The sequence below is a fragment of the Bradyrhizobium sp. Cp5.3 genome, from assembly GCF_000426265.1.
GTDB classification, from domain to species: Bacteria; Pseudomonadota; Alphaproteobacteria; order Rhizobiales; family Xanthobacteraceae; genus Bradyrhizobium; species Bradyrhizobium neotropicale.
Window position 1 is genome coordinate 1 of sequence record NZ_AUFA01000052.1, and the last position, 16,348, is coordinate 16,348.

The 16,348-nt window shown below is 58.8% G+C and carries 15 protein-coding genes and 2 pseudogenes; 8 read left to right on the forward strand and 9 right to left on the reverse strand.

Features of this window, described 5'->3' with window-relative positions; translation table 11 throughout:
- Nucleotides 1-269: pseudogene (locus tag K289_RS0136215) on the reverse strand (IS256 family transposase); the annotation flags it as partial.
- The gene (locus K289_RS46400) at nucleotides 194-1,777 is read right to left on the reverse strand and encodes an SIR2 family protein (protein WP_051311176.1); all 1,584 of its coding nucleotides are present in this window, start codon (nucleotides 1,775-1,777) and stop codon (nucleotides 194-196) included. The gene K289_RS46400 and the pseudogene K289_RS0136215, both read right to left, overlap by 76 nt.
- A gap of 173 nt (nucleotides 1,778-1,950) precedes the next feature.
- Here K289_RS46400 and K289_RS0136225 point away from each other — a divergent pair, with 173 nt between their 5' ends.
- Both K289_RS0136225 and K289_RS0136230 read left to right on the forward strand, forming a co-directional pair.
- Entirely contained in the window at nucleotides 1,951-2,427 is a 477-nt protein-coding gene (locus tag K289_RS0136225) for a hypothetical protein (protein WP_027555904.1), read from the forward strand.
- A gap of 190 nt (nucleotides 2,428-2,617) precedes the next feature.
- Complete coding sequence (locus K289_RS0136230; protein ID WP_027555905.1) at nucleotides 2,618-3,286, forward strand: hypothetical protein; 669 nt, start codon at nucleotides 2,618-2,620, stop codon at nucleotides 3,284-3,286.
- A 79-nt stretch (nucleotides 3,287-3,365) separates the two neighbouring features.
- On the opposite strand, the gene K289_RS0136235 is transcribed toward K289_RS0136230, so the two are convergent.
- On the reverse strand, nucleotides 3,366-3,923 hold the full coding sequence (locus tag K289_RS0136235; protein WP_027555906.1) for a hypothetical protein: 558 nt from the start codon (nucleotides 3,921-3,923) through the stop codon (nucleotides 3,366-3,368).
- 527 nt (nucleotides 3,924-4,450) lie between these two features.
- Here K289_RS0136235 and K289_RS0136245 point away from each other — a divergent pair.
- On the forward strand, nucleotides 4,451-6,148 hold the full coding sequence (locus K289_RS0136245) for a UvrD-helicase domain-containing protein (RefSeq protein ID WP_051311178.1): 1,698 nt from the start codon (nucleotides 4,451-4,453) through the stop codon (nucleotides 6,146-6,148).
- Between the two features lie 25 nt (nucleotides 6,149-6,173).
- Here K289_RS0136245 and K289_RS0136250 read toward each other — a convergent pair whose 3' ends face one another.
- The 5 genes and pseudogenes from K289_RS0136250 to K289_RS0136260 all read right to left on the reverse strand — a co-directional run bounded on the left by K289_RS0136250 (nucleotide 6,174) and on the right by K289_RS0136260 (nucleotide 11,176).
- On the reverse strand, nucleotides 6,174-9,104 hold the full coding sequence (locus K289_RS0136250; protein ID WP_198024837.1) for a DEAD/DEAH box helicase: 2,931 nt from the start codon (nucleotides 9,102-9,104) through the stop codon (nucleotides 6,174-6,176).
- Between the two features lie 79 nt (nucleotides 9,105-9,183).
- Nucleotides 9,184-9,324, reverse strand: a pseudogene (locus K289_RS53200) (hypothetical protein); the annotation flags it as partial.
- Nucleotides 9,291-9,497: a recombinase family protein gene (locus K289_RS52575; RefSeq protein WP_245284097.1), complete on the reverse strand. Its 207-nt coding sequence runs from the start codon at nucleotides 9,495-9,497 to the stop codon at nucleotides 9,291-9,293. The pseudogene K289_RS53200 and the gene K289_RS52575, both read right to left, overlap by 34 nt.
- On the reverse strand, nucleotides 9,403-9,747 hold the full coding sequence (locus K289_RS52580; RefSeq protein ID WP_245284095.1) for a recombinase family protein: 345 nt from the start codon (nucleotides 9,745-9,747) through the stop codon (nucleotides 9,403-9,405). Before K289_RS52580 ends, K289_RS52575 begins: the two co-directional genes overlap by 95 nt.
- Before the next feature lie 121 nt (nucleotides 9,748-9,868).
- Complete coding sequence (locus K289_RS0136260; protein WP_051311180.1) at nucleotides 9,869-11,176, reverse strand: DUF2130 domain-containing protein; 1,308 nt, start codon at nucleotides 11,174-11,176, stop codon at nucleotides 9,869-9,871.
- 311 nt (nucleotides 11,177-11,487) lie between these two features.
- Between K289_RS0136260 and K289_RS0136265 the strand changes: the two genes are divergently transcribed.
- The 3 genes from K289_RS0136265 to K289_RS0136275 all read left to right on the forward strand — a co-directional run bounded on the left by K289_RS0136265 (nucleotide 11,488) and on the right by K289_RS0136275 (nucleotide 14,460).
- Nucleotides 11,488-12,285: a type IV toxin-antitoxin system AbiEi family antitoxin gene (locus K289_RS0136265; RefSeq protein WP_027555911.1), complete on the forward strand. Its 798-nt coding sequence runs from the start codon at nucleotides 11,488-11,490 to the stop codon at nucleotides 12,283-12,285.
- Complete coding sequence (locus K289_RS0136270) at nucleotides 12,272-13,192, forward strand: nucleotidyl transferase AbiEii/AbiGii toxin family protein (protein ID WP_027555912.1); 921 nt, start codon at nucleotides 12,272-12,274, stop codon at nucleotides 13,190-13,192. The genes K289_RS0136265 and K289_RS0136270 overlap by 14 nt, the downstream gene beginning before the upstream one ends.
- 527 nt (nucleotides 13,193-13,719) lie before the next feature.
- Nucleotides 13,720-14,460 carry a hypothetical protein gene (locus tag K289_RS0136275; RefSeq protein ID WP_156918369.1) on the forward strand — a complete coding sequence of 247 codons (741 nt, stop codon included), beginning with the start codon at nucleotides 13,720-13,722 and terminating at the stop codon, nucleotides 14,458-14,460.
- Between the two features lie 88 nt (nucleotides 14,461-14,548).
- On the opposite strand, the gene K289_RS50995 is transcribed toward K289_RS0136275, so the two are convergent.
- Entirely contained in the window at nucleotides 14,549-14,818 is a 270-nt protein-coding gene (locus tag K289_RS50995) for a hypothetical protein (protein ID WP_156918370.1), read from the reverse strand.
- A gap of 226 nt (nucleotides 14,819-15,044) precedes the next feature.
- Between K289_RS50995 and K289_RS0136280 the strand changes: the two genes are divergently transcribed.
- Nucleotides 15,045-15,518: a hypothetical protein gene (locus K289_RS0136280; RefSeq protein ID WP_027555914.1), complete on the forward strand. Its 474-nt coding sequence runs from the start codon at nucleotides 15,045-15,047 to the stop codon at nucleotides 15,516-15,518.
- A 12-nt stretch (nucleotides 15,519-15,530) separates the two neighbouring features.
- On the forward strand, nucleotides 15,531-15,842 hold the full coding sequence (locus K289_RS0136285; protein WP_027555915.1) for a hypothetical protein: 312 nt from the start codon (nucleotides 15,531-15,533) through the stop codon (nucleotides 15,840-15,842).
- Nucleotides 15,843-16,348 lie beyond the last annotated feature (506 nt).

A 16,348-nucleotide genomic window follows, 5' to 3' on the forward strand; every position in this document is an offset into this window, starting at 1 on the left:
CCGATACCGGTCATCACCTCGCGTTCCGGCAGGTGACCGTGGCGCACGACGCGCTGGTGGCCGTCCGCAGTCTTCAAATCGGCATGCTTGCCGAGAAAGTCCGCGACCTCGGCCTCGACCGCCTGGGCCAACAGAGCACGCGCCCCATTGCGCAAGATTTCGGTGAGTTGATCGTCGACGTTTCCTGGCTGAATCAGCTTGATGATGTTATCTTTGGACACGGCATATCGCTCCTTCGGTGGAGAAGTGGAGGCGTCAAGCACCCCCACGATATGCCGCCTTCCCGATTCCCGCCGTCACCAAGTTTCAGCGATAGCTCCAGGTAATCGGCCGTCCACTTCTCAAATACGCCATGGAGATAGTCGCTCAGCGCTGTCCTGCGCTGTTGTTTTCCGTGCATCAGGTTCCAGGGATCGTGTTCTGCCCCCTCCCATCCGGTCAGAAGAAGATGAGAGACCACCGTTGGCGCATAGTCGCGCCCAATATCGACTGTTGTCGAAAATAGCCTGAACAGATCGGCAAACCGCTGAGACTTGAGCAACGCGATTCCGTACGCGTAAAACAGCAGCACCGCCGGGTATGTCCTGAGATTGATCAGGACGCTAAAGCCACTTCCAGGCTCGCGATGCCCAAGCCTAGTGATGACATCCACCGCGTCGCGGAATTCATCGCCCTTTCCATATCGGCCCAACACACCAAAAATGCGGGCAAGTATTTCAGTCTGTGCCTCATAGCGCGATACCGCGGAAACGAAGAACTCATCCCGCCAGGTGCCTGCGGGCGGCTGAAAGCCACCCGACACGATAAAATTATCGATGCGACGCAGTTCCGCGCCGATCAGCTCATCGAGCTGAATGCGAAACTCAGACCGGGTCAGAAATTTCTTCGCGCTGGCAACGAGCAGGTCGACGCTCCGCGGGTTTGGGCGCTGAGCGTCAGTCTGGGCCGACACCAGCATCTCAAGTCGCTCAAAGAACGTGTCAGCGCCTTCAATTGTGATGATTTTGCCTGCACGGTGATCTACCACCGTCTGGGCGACCGCAGAAAGCTTGCCTCGCGCTGCCCAAAACATGGGATAGCGACGATTGGGAGCCCGTGTGATTGCCGAGCGAAGTGCAGGGTCCCAGTCACCTGACCAACCGCACACAATAAGCCCGTGTTCATCGATAATGCGGTCTAATAGTGTGCTCAGTTCCGGAGTGTACTCACCCAGTTCAGCGTCCGTGTTCCGAATGCGGGTGTCCAGGTAGTCGCCGTGAATTTTTACGACGTAGCAGCGGCTATGAATGAGCGGCACGGCGCCCTTCAGGCTGTCGTCGGAGGAGATGACCGTTGGCTCAACGCCGTTCTCGCGGAGGGCATTTTCGGTCAGCCGATCGAAGTTTGTTGTGATGATGACACGCACATGGCCCGCGGCGACCAGCCGGGCGATCGCCTGGTGGGCGCGCGTAGGGATTTTGCGGCTGGCCTCGATGTCCTCAGCGGTGGGCTCGATATAGCTGTGCAACACCGAGCGGCGTTCGTCTGGCGTGCTCGCGAGTTGGTCCAACAGCTCGGAATAATTCGGTTCTTTGCCGAACTTTGATTTGTGCCAGGCCGCCCAATCCGGCTCGTCTGCAACGCCTTGCAAGGCTGCAACGCGTTGCACGAGATCGAGCGTAACCTCCCAGCCGGTGGGAATCTGAGCAGGGCGTGAAATGCCTGACCCAAGAAGGAGACAATAGACGCCTTTGTTCTCGTAAACTGAAAAAGCTAAGGCGGTTAATGGATCAATCATCTTGGTTCACACCGCGAATCTCGTTCAGCGTCGCAGTGTGCGCTAAGCAACGCGGCGGCTCAACCACTAGCTGACGTCATTCTCTCGCACTCCTCATTCTAGTGCGGGTGACCGGACGTCGGCCGTCGCAAGAATGGCAACGGCGATTCGGAGACGAACCAAAAGGGTTCATCATGCAATTGGAAGAGGAGGTTGACGCTTACCTCGGCGAATGGCTGAGGGGAATTGCGCCCGCCGACGCGTCAAAGGATTGGTATCTTAATCTGCTCAAGGGAGACCACGTCTCTCTTAGCATCGACGAGCCGAACAATTGGGTCAGCGCCAAAGGAAATGATCACCTAAGGGCGGCAACTCGGCTTCTGCTCGATCGCGCGAAGGAGCAGCGAAGGGTGACGACGGATACGGCTCGCCGTTGCCTTATCGAAGCTCACTTCGCCCACCTGCCGAAAGCCATGAGGACCCGCAAGCTCTCAGAACATGCGGTAATAGCCGGAGCCACGGACAGATTGACAAAAGCCCGGCGGTCTAATGGCACCTACGTTATTCCGGTCTGTTTTGCCCCATCCGCAACCAAGACCAGCTTCCGGATCGGCCCTGCCGTGATCTTCGCGAGGGCCGTGTTCGAAGAGCGTTATCGCAGCGCTATTTAAGCGCGGGCCGATGATGACGACGCCTTTACAAGGAAGGCCGTTAAGGAGTGGGCTGAATACTCAAAGCGATACGATCACTTTATCGTTGTGCGTGTTGATGGGCATGAGAGTGAGATGACGATGGAAGGCCGCGCGAGACGTCGCCGAATACGTCCTCAACTTGGTTCGGCTCAAGTTTGGCTATCACCATATGGACGACGTTCGCATAGGAAATGGCTTTATCTGGGAAACATCCCAGGTGAAGGTCTTCTTCAGCGAGGGAGGTGCGGCGGGGTTCACGCTGTCAAGCGGACCATGGGCAAGCCACCTTGATGACACCTGGGGCGACCATTTCGAGGATGACTTTGGCCCCGACGCCCCATTGCTTGCGAGTCTCGCGATGTGGATGGTGTCCGGAGATGATCCGTCGTCGCCCGTCCTCGAACGACTTCGGTACGCAAACACGCTGATCGCAGAAGCTTTCAGCGAGCTTCATGATCGCATCCGCCTCGTCCGTCTCGTGGCCGCACTGGAAGCGCTTGCAGTGTTGCACCGCGAGGACAAGTCTGAAGGCCTTGCATGGCGCTGTGCGTTTGCTGGCGGGTGGACCGATTGCGGCCGGGCGGTGCAAATCGTTGAGGATGTTCTCTACGCATACTCTGTACGAAATGCTGTGGTTCACGGCGACGGCCCGAACGAGGGAGAAGCCATTTCCGCCTTCTACCGGCTGGAACGCAATCTGGTCCCCATCTACCTTGGATTTCTGCGCCTCCACGCAAGAACGCAGGTTTGCTACCGTCCAACCCACATCCGACATATCCGGCAGGCTTTCGATCGGCACATCGAGAGCTTCTTTTGGACGCCGGACGAGGTTTGGTAAAAGCGGGACAAGGCACCACGCCGGGGCGCACTCGTGCAACTGGGATAATCCGTCAGTTGAAGGTAAACTTCAGCTCAGCTCAGTTCTGGCAGGCGCGGCGCACTTCGGTTCCTACTCGCTGCTGCAGATCGTCGGGATACCGGCCGTCCTTCTCAAAGGCGATCATGTCGGCGCGTGTGAGCTTGGCCGCAAAATTCGTCGCGAAGCACTCGCATTGACTTGCCGCGCGTGCGGGCAATTTTCCGTCGAAGCCAGTGGCTTTGAGGGCTTCCGCTTTGCAGGCCTTTTCGAAGCCTGAGCGGACCACCTCGTTTTTGAAACGCTCCAATTCAGTCTCTGAAAGCGCCGAGATGCTGAAAGTCTTTGTCGGCGGATACACCGCCTTCTGCCAATCGAAGTTAGCATCCCACACATAGTAGGCACCCATCACCGCGAGGATGAGAAAACCGAGCTGGCCGATGACGGGGATGCAGGCAAATAGGATTGCCCCGACAAGGGCACCAAACCAGGACCATCCCCAAAGATGCATTAATGCGATGACGTTCAGCGGCAGCGAAAAGAGCATGAAGGTGCTGATCAACAGGCCGAGCGTCGAGCCTAGCAGGCCGGTGATCACACCGAGAATCGTCTCGACCATGCCCCGCCGCTTCGTCGGCGCTGGATACCGTGGAGCATCCTGCGCCGGCGCACCTCCATATGGCGTCGGCGCGGGTTGGGGGGCTGGCGCTGGCCGTGGCGCGACGGGCGCCGGTGTCGGCGGGGCGGGACGGGGCTGTTGCGGTGCTGGCGCAGGGCGCGGTGCCGGTGGAGAGACAGGGCGTAGGGGCGCCGGCTGCGGGTCAGGAGCAGGACTCTGCGGGACCGTGGGATAGAGTGGCTCGAAGGGGGCTGGCGTAGGAGACGCGGGCGGCGGCGTCCGGGGCCTTGTGGGAGGTGGAGCCCTTGGCGGGGCCGGCTCGTCGCAAATATGCTGCTGGTCCCCCTCGAAAGCCACCCACTGGCCGTGCTGCATCTGCCGCAGGTTGATCCTGCGTCCGCAATGCCTGCACAGTCTGGTGTAGCTGGACATCGCCCCCCTTGTTCAGTCGGGAGTACCACCGATGGTAGCATCGCTTCAAGCTGTTGTGATAATATGTAGAGCTGGCTGCAGGGAGGCATTTTTCGGTGTCGCGCCAATATGCGAGTTGGTCGATTGCGCAACTCGAAGAGGAATTTGAACGCGCCCAGGACGGCGGCGACAGAGCGGCAGTAGAAAGAGTCGTCAGCGAACTCGGCTTCCGCACGACCGCGAAGGCCCGTTCGCTGCTTCAGGCCGCGGAAAGATTCCTGGGCGTTGCCGAGAAGCCCCGGAGCGAGCCAGGGGGCGCCGCGAAACCATCGCCGAACGCGAAGGCGGGCCCGGTGCCGAGGCCGCGTCTCGCCGCGAATGGCAAGCCGTCTCGTAAGCCGACAGTGGAACAGCAGCAGGCCATCGATCAGTTTCAGCGCGGCGGTTCGGTGAAAATCAACGCCTACGCCGGAACCGGCAAGACGTCGACGCTCGAATTCCTGGCGCACAGCACATCTAGGCGCGGTCAATACATCGCGTTTAACCGGAGCATTGTCCGGGATGCCGAAGAAAAATTTCCCAATACGGTGAACTGTGCGACGAGCCACAGCGTCGCCTTCAAGGCGACGCCGTCAGCCTATCGAAACAACACCGAGAAGATGACCGGAAAGGTCAACGCTAATCAGCTCGCCGAAATGCTGAACCTGAAGCGGTGGAGCGTCGACGGCCGGCACGTTCTGCAGCCGCGGTCGCAGGGATATCTCATCCTCGATACGTTGCGCCGCTACATGCAGAGCGCCGATGCCGAACTGGCGGCACTTCACGTTCCCCGCCATGGTTCACTGCTCGCCGCGCCCGAAGCCACGATGCGCGCCGTGACGGAGTTCGCCCTCCATGGCGCAAAGCATGTGTGGAGTCGAATGAGCAGCGCGTCGGATCCCATGCCGCTTGGTCACGACGGCTACCTGAAACTGTGGGCCCTCAGCAATCCCAAGATTGCCGCCGATTTCATTCTTCTTGACGAGGCGCAGGACACTAACCCGGTTGTGCTCGACGTGCTGCGGAAGCAGCCAGCCCAAATGATCTATGTGGGCGACAAGTACCAGCAAATCTACGAGTGGCGCGGCGCGGTAAACGCGATGGAAAAGATCGCGACCCAGGGTGAGACCTACCTCACCACCTCGTTCCGTTTCGGCCCTGCTATCGCGGAATGGGCCTCGAAGCTCTTACTTCTTCTCGGCGAAAAGCGACCGCTCAAAGGAAATGCAGCGGTCAAGAGCCGGATCGGGAGCGTTGAGCCACGGACCATCCTGGCACGCACCAACGCGACCACCATCGCGGCAATCATCGAGTGCCTGGATGAAGGCAAGAAGCCCCATCTTGTCGGTGGCACAGATGAATTGATGGACATGCTGCGCGGCGTGCAGGATCTGAAGGAAGGCAGGCAGAGCACCGTGCCGGACTTCTTCGGCTTCAACAAATGGGAGGAGGTTGTCGAATTCGCCAAGAGCGGTGAGGGCGATCACCTGATGTCGTTTGTGAACTTGGTCGAGAGCCGTGGGGAACGTCAATTGATGTGGGCTCTTAATCGCACTGTCGACGAAGAGCGAAGCGACCTGACCATCTCGACCGCTCACAAGGCGAAAGGCCGCGAGTGGAGCACTGTGCGGCTCATGGATGATTTCTTGCGCAGCCAACCAGGAAAGCAACCAAGCGGCCCTGATCCTGCCGAGGTGCGCCTCTTCTATGTCGCCCTCACTCGCGCAAAAGAAGCTGTCGAGGTTCCACCGACAGTTTTGTCGCTCGTCAGATGAATGTACATTTTAGCGCATCTCCTGCTCACTCACTCGCCCAGACTTCAAGTTGCTGGTGTCCGCCCCGAACGAGATAATAGCTCGATGCGGCCAACACCTCCGCGAGTCGGGGCTCCAGGTTGCCCCTGCTGATGCCTGGCTGGACGACGACCATTCCAAATCTGACGGGGCGCCGTGTTGCCAGCTCAAGCATCAGCGCTTCATCACCGCGCACAAGTCTGCCGACCCCCTTCCTTCGACGCATGCGGTCGAGAGATCGGTCTACAAGGCGTGGAAGATCGCACCAGATCATGGACTTAACTGCCTGTGCGCAGACTTCGTAGACATCGTCAACGCGATTGCCGGGTTGAGCGCCGCCGGCGCCCTTACAGTGAAACAATGTCACGTCCACCCCGTCGTCTGCAGAGGGGCGCAACACGATGAAATCAGCAGCTTCACCGCTGCCGTGGTCCCAAAACACGACGGCGTTCTCATTGATGTCCAACTGACGTGCGAGAAACAGTTGGATGGAGCTGTCGAGAACGCGCCCGTGGTTATCTGCGTACTCCACCCTTATGTCCACGCCGCCGCCTTGCCAATCGATGGCTCTGATTTGCTGAGGATCGAATGGATTGTAGGGGTCGGCAGGAGTAGGGAAGTGCTCATCGCCGCAGACCCTCGACCAATCATCCAACATCAAATTGAGAGGGTTGTCGTTCAGGTAATCGACGATATCTTCTGCGCGACGGCCGAAGGCGAGCTCCACCTTCGTTTGTTCGTCAGACAGATACGAAAATTGCGGGCTTTCAGCGATCCTGAATTCAATTCGCGTCTCAAGGCCAGGGCCCTCCAGGACAAGCCGTGCGCCCCTGGCATCCGACTGCTCAACATCTAGGCTGAATTGGGTGAGGGAGTCTTCGGCCGGCCGACCGTCAGTCTCGAACCTAGCGAGTGGTGGATCGATATAGATGTCCTTGTCCCATTCGGCCCACAGGACCCGGGCAGGGACAGCGTCGATGATCTCTCCCATCTGAAGAAGATCAAGATTGCTTCCGGTGACCGCGGCTCTCTCGTCTAGTATCTTGCGCGCGAGATTTTTGCACCAGCCCAGCAACTCTGGCAGAGAGAACGACGTGTTGCTCCATATCTTGGACGCGCTACTCAGACCGATGGTCACCTCGTTTCCGTTTTCGATGGCGCTCCCGAAACAATGCCCGCGATGGAAGAGGCGAGCGTCTTCGGCCCGGATTGCCTCGTCCACATGAGACCCGGTCAACATGCGGTAGGACTCGGTCAGGCTCGACTGTTGACGGTTTCGCATGCCTACGTTGTAGAAGCGGGCCTGCTCCAGTTCCTTGAGCGCGCGATTGAGCTCCGACAATCCGAGTATCTTGGGATCGTATCCGACCAGGTCGCGCACGATTCGGCGATAGAGTCCGTCACCCCGGGACGAGGCGCAGATGAACAGAAGGGACGAGTCCGGGTCGAAGTAAAAAATGAAAAGATCGTACTCCACATCGATGAGGGAGTCGTCTGTCGACCAGGGCACCGGCGAACGCATCCTGGTTACATAAACGCTCGAATTTGTGTCTTCGCTCACTCGCCCGAAAATTTGCTCCCGGTCGACGCCGAAGTTTGGCACCGCATTGATGTCGAATGCCTCGCGCAGCCTGTAGATTTTCACGTGAGCATAGGGCGAAAGCGAATAGAGCGACATATCGGAGAGATCAGGTATCGTGCCGACGTCGTGCCCGAACGTCTCGACAAACTCGCGTGCTTCGACTTCACGCTGTACCCGCGCCGCACTGAGGTTGGGAATGATGTCGGACCAAACCGCGCCAGCCGAATACAGCTTTTCGGCTTCGACCTTCACCCCCGAGGCCGTCGCGAGAAAGGTCGCGTTGCCCAGTCGCTCGCCGGCGGTTCTCGCAAAGCGTCCAATAAATTGAAGGGTCACTGCAAGGGATCGGTGCGGGCTATGCACCGCCGCAATCTTTAGGCGTGGCATATCGAAGCCTTCGCCTAACATGTTTACGCAAATTATGCCGTCCAGTTCATTTGCAGCGAGATTCGCCAGCACCCGCTTAACGTAGCCGAGCGAGTGATTACCTTGGATCAGCTTGAGGCGCAGCTGCGTATGGGTTTCATACAGGTGGACCAGCTCGGTCGCCCGCTTCTTGCTGTCCGTGCGGACCATCAGGAGGTGGTCCAGGCCCTGGGCTCGATCGGCGGCCAGCTTTCGCTCAGCGGCTTGCGCCACGGCGATATCCTCCATTTGCTGGCGGTTTTCGCCCGGAGGGATTTGATCGACTAGTTGGAACTGAATGTGACCAAAGACGCCATCCTGGTAGGCACGCTTGAGATCGTAAGTGTAGGCGAAACGTCCCAGAATCTCGCGGTCGTCTCGACGAAACGGGGTGGCCGTAAAGAGCACCCTGCGGGCATCCTTGAACATGTCCAGCGTAGCAGTCCACGAGGCAGCTGGACTGTGATGGGCTTCGTCGACCAGGATAAGGTCGAACAAATCAGCGGGCGGGACTGGGATTTGCTCCATATGCGGGCTGACGCTTGGCACCGTCGCGACGACGACATCGAGCTCTCTCAGACCCTCCCATTGTAACGGGTCGGTGATTCTGCCGCTCGTTGCCATGACGTTCGGTTCGGGCAAATCAGCGGGAAGGGCACCAAGACGCTTCAATACGCCCAGCTTCCTGAAGTCATCGGCAATTTGTTCACGCACGAGGCGGCTCGGCGTTAAGACCAAGACGCGACTGGCTTGCAGCAGGAAAGCACTCGCCTGCAGAACGGCGGTTTTACCAGTCCCGGTAGGCATCGTAATGATCGCTGCGTCGTTGCGGCCGCTGAAATGAGAGCCAACAGCAAATAGCGCGCCGCGTTGAGCTTCCCGGAAACCGGGCGTTTCATCGTTTGCTAATGGAAAGGTTAGTTTCAAATAGTTGTCTGAAAAGTAGGGCACCGCGCGAATCTCCTCCTCGGGGATCTTGCGGCATACTGGGCGGTTACTCAACCATTGGCTGTTAACGAATCAAGGACCCTCATTCGGCGAGTCCACACGATTTCACGTGTAATCGTGAGGTCGTGGAAGCGCTGACCCCGAAAGTCCTGGCGACCTCTGTCTGCCTATTGCCTGCTTTGAGCTTGGCTAACGCTTCGCTGGCCTGCGCCCGGGAGAGTTTTCTCGGGCGGCCAGTCTCACCCCTTGGGCGACAGCTCTGGCCCTTCCTTCGGTCGTGCTGGCCAGGATCAGCTCGCGCTCAAATTCTGCGACACCTCCCAGGATGATCAGAATGAGTCGGCCCAGTGGCCGTCGTGGTGTCTGCCCAGAGTTCGCACAGAGAACGGAAGCCAGCCTTCGTCTCCTCCAGGAGCGCGAGTACATTCAGGAGGTCGCGTGTTGATCGCGCCATGCGGTCTAGGCGGGTCACGATCACCACGTCTCCCGCCTTGATGCTGCGCAGCAGCTTCTTGAGCTGAGGCCGGTTTGACTTCGCGCCGCTGATCTTCTCGGAGAAGATGCAGCATGTTTGTCTGCCAAGCGCATCAAGCTGACCAGCCAAAGACGGGCCACCCGTGCTCACTCTGGCATAACCGTAAATCATGCGGCGGCTCTTGCATTACTCCTGATTTTCGCAAGAGCCGTCGCAACCAAAGCGCTGCCGGCCACGGATTTATGGGCAGCGGCTCGCGCGCGGACGCAGTGTAAAGAGGGTCGGGGATGGATCACCCAACCTTCCGTTCGACCTCAACAGCGTTCTCCAATAACGGAGTATCTAGGCTGGGAATATCCGGCATGGCCTTGCCGGCAATTGCCTGTAGGTCGCCGACCATGCCCACGGTCGAATCGATGACGGCCAGGATTTGGGTTTCCCGCTTGGCCCATTGCCGGCCCATAAACTTGCGCTCCTTGTCGAGATCCTCGCGCATATCGTTGAATTTCTCAACGACAGCTTCGACCCGCTGTCGAAACTTTATGCCGGTCAGGTAGTGGTAAACCTGCTCCATCTTGCTCTGCTGACCCTGCTGAACGAGGCGCGAGCTGCTCACATCGATCAGGCCCTGGCGGAGGGCTACCGCAACCGGCAATGCGCAACGCGGATGAGCCACCCATACACCGTCGATCAAGTCAAATTGCTCGATATGTTTCGGCAGCGCGTGTGAGATGATCAGCGCGATGTCGGCACCGGAACGACGCTGATCGTCGCGCAATTTAGCGAGCCACCCGTCACTCCATGCCTTGGTGCGCTTAGTTTCCCAGAGGATGATGCCGGCAGATTGGCCGATAGCACCATTTACTTGCTGAATTACGTCCGCCCCGAGCTCACCTTTTCCCACCGGCTCAATCGAATCTGTCGGAAAGCGTCCGCGCAGAAGCTCTTCGAGCTCGAGCTCGAGCACTTCCCCTTGGGATTGCTGTGATCCCTGCTCGGCCTTGCGCTTGAGCTCCTCGATCGTTCGGGACATCGACTCGATGGTCTGGTCCTTCTCGGCAACGCGTAAGCGCGCAGCCTCGTCGGCTTCCTGCCTGGCCTTGATCTGGATTTCGTTGATTGAGGCCTGCACGCGCTTCTCTATTGTAAGGTCGAGTTCGCGCTTTTCCTCTTCGAGTGCGCGCTGCTGTCGCATCAGTTCGGCTTGCTGTTTTTGGGCCTCGGCAAGCTTTGCGTTGTTTGTAAGCAGGTTGGCTCGCAGCTCCGCGGTTTCCGCTTCCTTCGCCTTCAGCTCGGCTGCGGTCGCCTCTCGCGCCTTCTTGCTTTCGGCCGCGACCAGCTGGGCACGTTCGGCGGTCAATCGCTTCGCAACGTGGTCCTCGATTTGCTCGCGGTCCTTAGCGACCTGCTCGCGTTCCAGCCGCAGTGCCTCGGTCTTACGCTCCATCTCTGCATCTTTGCTGGCCAGCTGCTGTTGAAAGCGCTGACGGGTTTCAGCGAGGAGGGGGGCGGCCAACGACTCCGTCAGCCGGATCTCCTGATTGCAGTTGGGGCAATGCAGGGTCGTCTCGTGCGAAGCGCCGGTTGCTTTGAAACTCATGAACTCCCCATCATCCCTGCAACCGGATTCAACATGATCTGTGCGCGATTGCGATATCGCTCAGCTTAATGTCCACATACGCGTTCTCGATTTCGACTTCGCCGGCGGGTTTTCCACCGACACGTCGAGTTACCCTCAGCGCGAGCAGCCTTGCAGGAGGGTAATCCGAATTAGAACAAAACAGGAACTTGGTGTCAATTTTTGATCCTGAAGATGGGTTTATATTGCGATGATTTTACTTAGTCTGGCTGCGGAAAATCGATAGAACTTAAACCTTGGGGAAGGTTTGAAGATGTGCTAATTTACTTAGTATGACTGAGCAAACGAACGGAAAGCTAAACAAGCTTGAAAGGACCCTGCCGCAGGGACTTCTGGTCGATGCTGCGTGGATGGAACGGCATGGATATTCCACCAGTCTCCGCAGCCAATACGTATCGGCCGGTTGGCTGGTTCAGCCGGCGCGGGGAACCTTCAAGCGCCCGCTCGGCGAACTCTCCTGGCAGAGCGTCGTCGTTTCACTTCAGCGACTGCTCGGCTCCGACCTCGTCGTCGGCGGACGCACCGCCATCGAAGCGCAGGGCCTCGGCCACTACTTGAGCCAGACGGGTCCTTCGACCGTACATCTATATGGAACGCGGTCTGCTCCCGGCTGGCTCGGCAAACTCCCGCTCAAACAGAAATTCTGCGTTCACCGCACGCAAACTCTATTCACAACACACGGGAGCCTGACCGGATCAAAGTCGGGAACGACGCGGGAAATACCGGGACCATTCGAATGGCCTCTCACGGTATCGACGCCCGAACGTGCGTTCCTCGAACTGCTCGACGAATTGCCCCGCCACGAAAGCTTCCATCAGGTCGATGCACTGGCGGAAGGCTTGAGGAGCCTGAGTCCCCGGCGGCTGCAAATGCTTCTGAACGACTGCAAAAGCGTCAAGGTCAAACGACTATTCTTCTGGTTCGCGGAGCGACATCAGCACGCCTGGCTCAAGCAGATCGACAAGTCGAAAGTCAATCTCGGCACGGGAAAGCGCATGCTCGTCAAGGGCGGCAAACTCGATACCAAATACCTCATAACCATCCCAGACGACCTCAATGCCCCTGTCTGAAAAATACCGGCACCAGGTGGCCTTGTTGATCGAGACGATTCCGTTCGTCGCGGCGGAGCCCGATTTTGCACTCAAAGGCGGCACCGCCATCAATCTCTTCTACCGCGACATGCCGCGCTTATCGGTCGATATCGACCTGACCTATCTGCCGGTGGCTCCGCGCCCCGAATCTCTTGCCGCGATCGATGCGGCGATGAAACGCATGGCGGCGGCCACCAGAAAAGGATTGCCGGGCGCACGGGTGACGGAAGTCGTCAACGCTCGTGAAAAGATCGTCACCAAACTGACCGTCCAGAAAGGCGACGCGCAGATCAAGATCGAGGTCACACCGGTGATCAGGGGCTGCGTCTTCGAGCCGGAGCTGCGCGATGTCGCGCCGAGCGTCGAAGAAACGTTCGGCTTCGCACAGATGAAAGTCGTTTCGTTCGCCGATCTATACGCCGGCAAGCTCGTCGCGGCGCTCGACCGGCAGCATCCGCGCGACCTGTTCGATGTCCGCGATCTGTTCGCCAACGAAGGCATCACGGACGATCTCCGCAAGGCGTTCATCGTCTACCTCATCAGCCATGACAGGCCGATTTCCGAGGTCGTGGTTCCTCGCCGCAAGGACATCCAGCACGAATTCACGCACGGCTTTGAGGGCATGTCCGCCAATGAAGTGACCCTGGACGAGTTGCTCAAAACCCGGGAAACGCTGATCGCCGAAATCGCGGGAAAGATGCCGCAAGTTCACAAGGACTTCCTCATGGAATTCAAGCGCGGCGAGCCGGATTGGAACCTGCTAGGCGTCCCTGACGCAGCGGACCTGCCGGCGGTGCGCTGGAAGCAGATCAATCTGGACAAGCTTCCTGCCGAGCACAGGGCGAAGCTCGTCGCGCAGCTCGAGAAGGTCTTGCGCAATGCCTGAGGTCGGAGGAGGGGATCTCAGTCGAGCACGCACGTAGCAACTTGTTCAGAGAATTTTTGGGGTACGCCCGCCACCCAGCGAGCCCAGAGCTTGCGGGCTTCAGCTCAGCCGCCTATCGAACAGTGGACGTGCCTACCTATGCGTGCCGTACAGGTTTCCAGTGCTTGGATTTCGGTAGGAGCCGCCTTTATGAGATGAGCCCGAGCCGCCGATGTAAGTCCCGCCGTGACTGGAGGTATGATGGCCTCCACCATACGACACGCGGCCGCCAAAATGGCTACCACCTCGCGCTGCGGCAAAACCAGTCGACGTGAGCAGCGCAATCGCAAGAACAATAACCGTCTTCAAATCCATTCTCCCAAAATAAATGTGCATCGCACGACGGCTGTCTTGCTCGATGCCGCCCGGATTCCAACACGGAACTCATTCGCGTGCACACGACTAAGGTCTAGGGATGTAAATTCTCTCCCTTTGTTGATCTCTCCCTATGGTTGCGCTTGAGTCTCCGCGGGTCTGAGGAGTCTATCATGCGTAAATGGGGGGTCGTGGCGCTATGCGCCGCGTTGGGCGGCTGCGTAACCAATGCCGAGACGGTTCAGTTTCGGGCGTCCAATCCACAACAACAGGCGCTGATGCGCGACGGGCAGCCGGCTTTGGTCTCGCATCAGAAGAGCTCGCTCGTCCTTGTGCGTCCTGCTTCGCGGCAGGTCCGTGCCAACGGACGGCCCGTCTTCGTCGTCGCGATCAATAATCTCGGCAAGGGCCCGATCGATTTTCGCGTTGCACAAGTCGAAGCGACACAGCATGTCGCCGGCTCCGACTACGGCATGCAGGTCGTGACCTATGAGATGCTTGTCCAGGAGGAGAAGAACCGACAGGTCGCCGCCGCGATCTTCACGGGGCTCGCCGCCGCGGGAAATGCCTACAGCGCTTCCCAAGCCGGTTATGGCCACTACACGACCGCGGGCGGCCGCACAGGGACCTTTTACAGCCCGACGGCGGCGGCGATCGCCCAAGGTAATGCGGCCGCGCAGAATGACGCCATGATCGCGGCCACCGTGGAGACAGGGCAGCGCAACATGGCCGTCCTCGAGCAGTCCGTCATCAAGGACAATACGCTCATGCCGGGCGAATGGTATGGCGGCCAGTTGCATCTGGCACCCCCCGTTGCCAGCGAGGGCGGAGGTCAAAAGACCTACACCATCGTCATCACGGTCGGCGCCGATCGACACGTGATCGATATCGCGCAAGGTCCGGCAGGAGCCTAACAGTGATGGCGATAACGCCCTAGGAAAACGGTGCAGCTATGCGAGGAGGTACTGTAGCCCTCCTTATGGGGCTGACGGCCCTCGGAGCCTATGCGCTGGGACGGCAGGATGCCGGACCGGGGCGACCGTCCAATGTGACGGTGCAAGCACCGGCGGCCACTGTCGCGCCGGTCGCATCGAAGCCTTGGCCGTTAGTCGCAAGCCCAACCGCAACGCCGGCGCCTCCGAGCCCAGCACCGGCGTCGTCAACTTCCGTGGCGCCATCGCCGTCCGCGCCGCCGAGATCGAACGCCGCAAATCCAACGCCCCAGCCCAATACCGAGCGCAAGGTCGAAGCTGTACTGACGGCCGCAGCCATTGCCGCCCTGCTCATCAAGGCAAGCCGCGACCAATATCATGCAACGGGCCGACCTTGCGCCTGTCCTGATGATACGATGCGAAACGGCAGAGCTTGTGGTGGACGAAGCGCCTATGCGCGACCAGGCGGCGCGGCTCCCCTTTGCTATCCGCACGATATCACCAGCGCCATGATCGAAGATTATCGCAAAAGAGCGGTCCGCTAGAGATCGCATAAGGGGGAGCGAATGCAGATTCTGAAATGGAAGTTAATCCTAACGGCGACATTGCTGTGCCTATGCGCGTCGTCAGGAGCGAAAGCGGCTTGCGACCAGCGCGCGGCAAAGTCCATCGCTGATCGCGTGACATCAGAAATCGCCATCATGATCCAATTCACGAAGGCCGCCTGCATTCCAACAGCAGACGCTCAGAAATGCTCGCCGTTGTGTTTGTCGGATTTGCGCATCGAGGGCATGAACCGCAATATCGTTCTCGTCTTTATCACCGCCTCTGGCGGCAAGAAGATGCGCGAGGCAGGCTTGGCGAGATTTGCCAACATCGTCTTTGCCGATCGTAGCTTGCTCGAGAAAAGGCGCGCGATGCGCCTATCCGCTGAACGCGCGTCGATGTTGCAAGCCGGATTCGCCACCTCGGGTGAGAAGCCTGAGATCATGGCGACCCGGGTCGGCGCCGAGTATGCCGAAATAGATTATTCAAGATAGACGGAGGGGAGGGTGAAAGTCTGGCTCGGTATTGGTGCGCTCCTTCTAGCGCTCATCGTTGGCGCGCAGTTCATCACCATCTTTGTTGTCCAGCCAATTGGCGCGTTACCCGAGGGGCGGACCGTCGTCATAGCTCGCCTTACAAAGCTGAACTTTATCGACAGCGCGGACGCCTTTTGCGACCGAACAATGGGTGGTGTCAGCCTTCTGTGCCGGGCTGCCGTCCTCGGCAAGGTCACGAAGGAAGCTTCCATTCTCCTGCGTCTTCCTTATTCGGCGACCCTTTATCAAATCAGCACCGGCGGCAAACACTACGACCGATAGAAAGCGGCGAGCCGCCTATGAGGTTCGCGTTCGCCAGGAACGATGTTGTCCTTCGTCAGCATTGAAGTGCGAGAGTTTATCGCGCCATCGACCTAAAACTCCCTAGTCGACAGCTGGCGCGCAAGGGCGACAACAGCCCTTGGTCTGAGTTGCATCATCAGGCAAGCGCTCATGGCCGTGTCACCATCAGTGTTGGCTTGGCCGGTCGTGAAAGCTCTACGGTGCATTTTGTCCCTGGGTAGACCTTGGCGGCGAGATGACGAGCTATCGCACCGGATCGGCAAATCCCGCGAACAGGTCTCGAAACTCCGAAATTACAATTGGCCCCAGTCTATGGGGAGCGGCTGTTGCCGCGCACTGACGATCGCGCGCGATCTCAGCTGCACGTAGAGCTTATAAAAGCGGACATGTTTTTCGCGGGATCGCTGCGGGTCAGTACGATTGCCGTCATGGCTTCAGCCTTCCAATTGTGGTGTCAGCAACGTTGAACGTCAGCGCGAATTCGC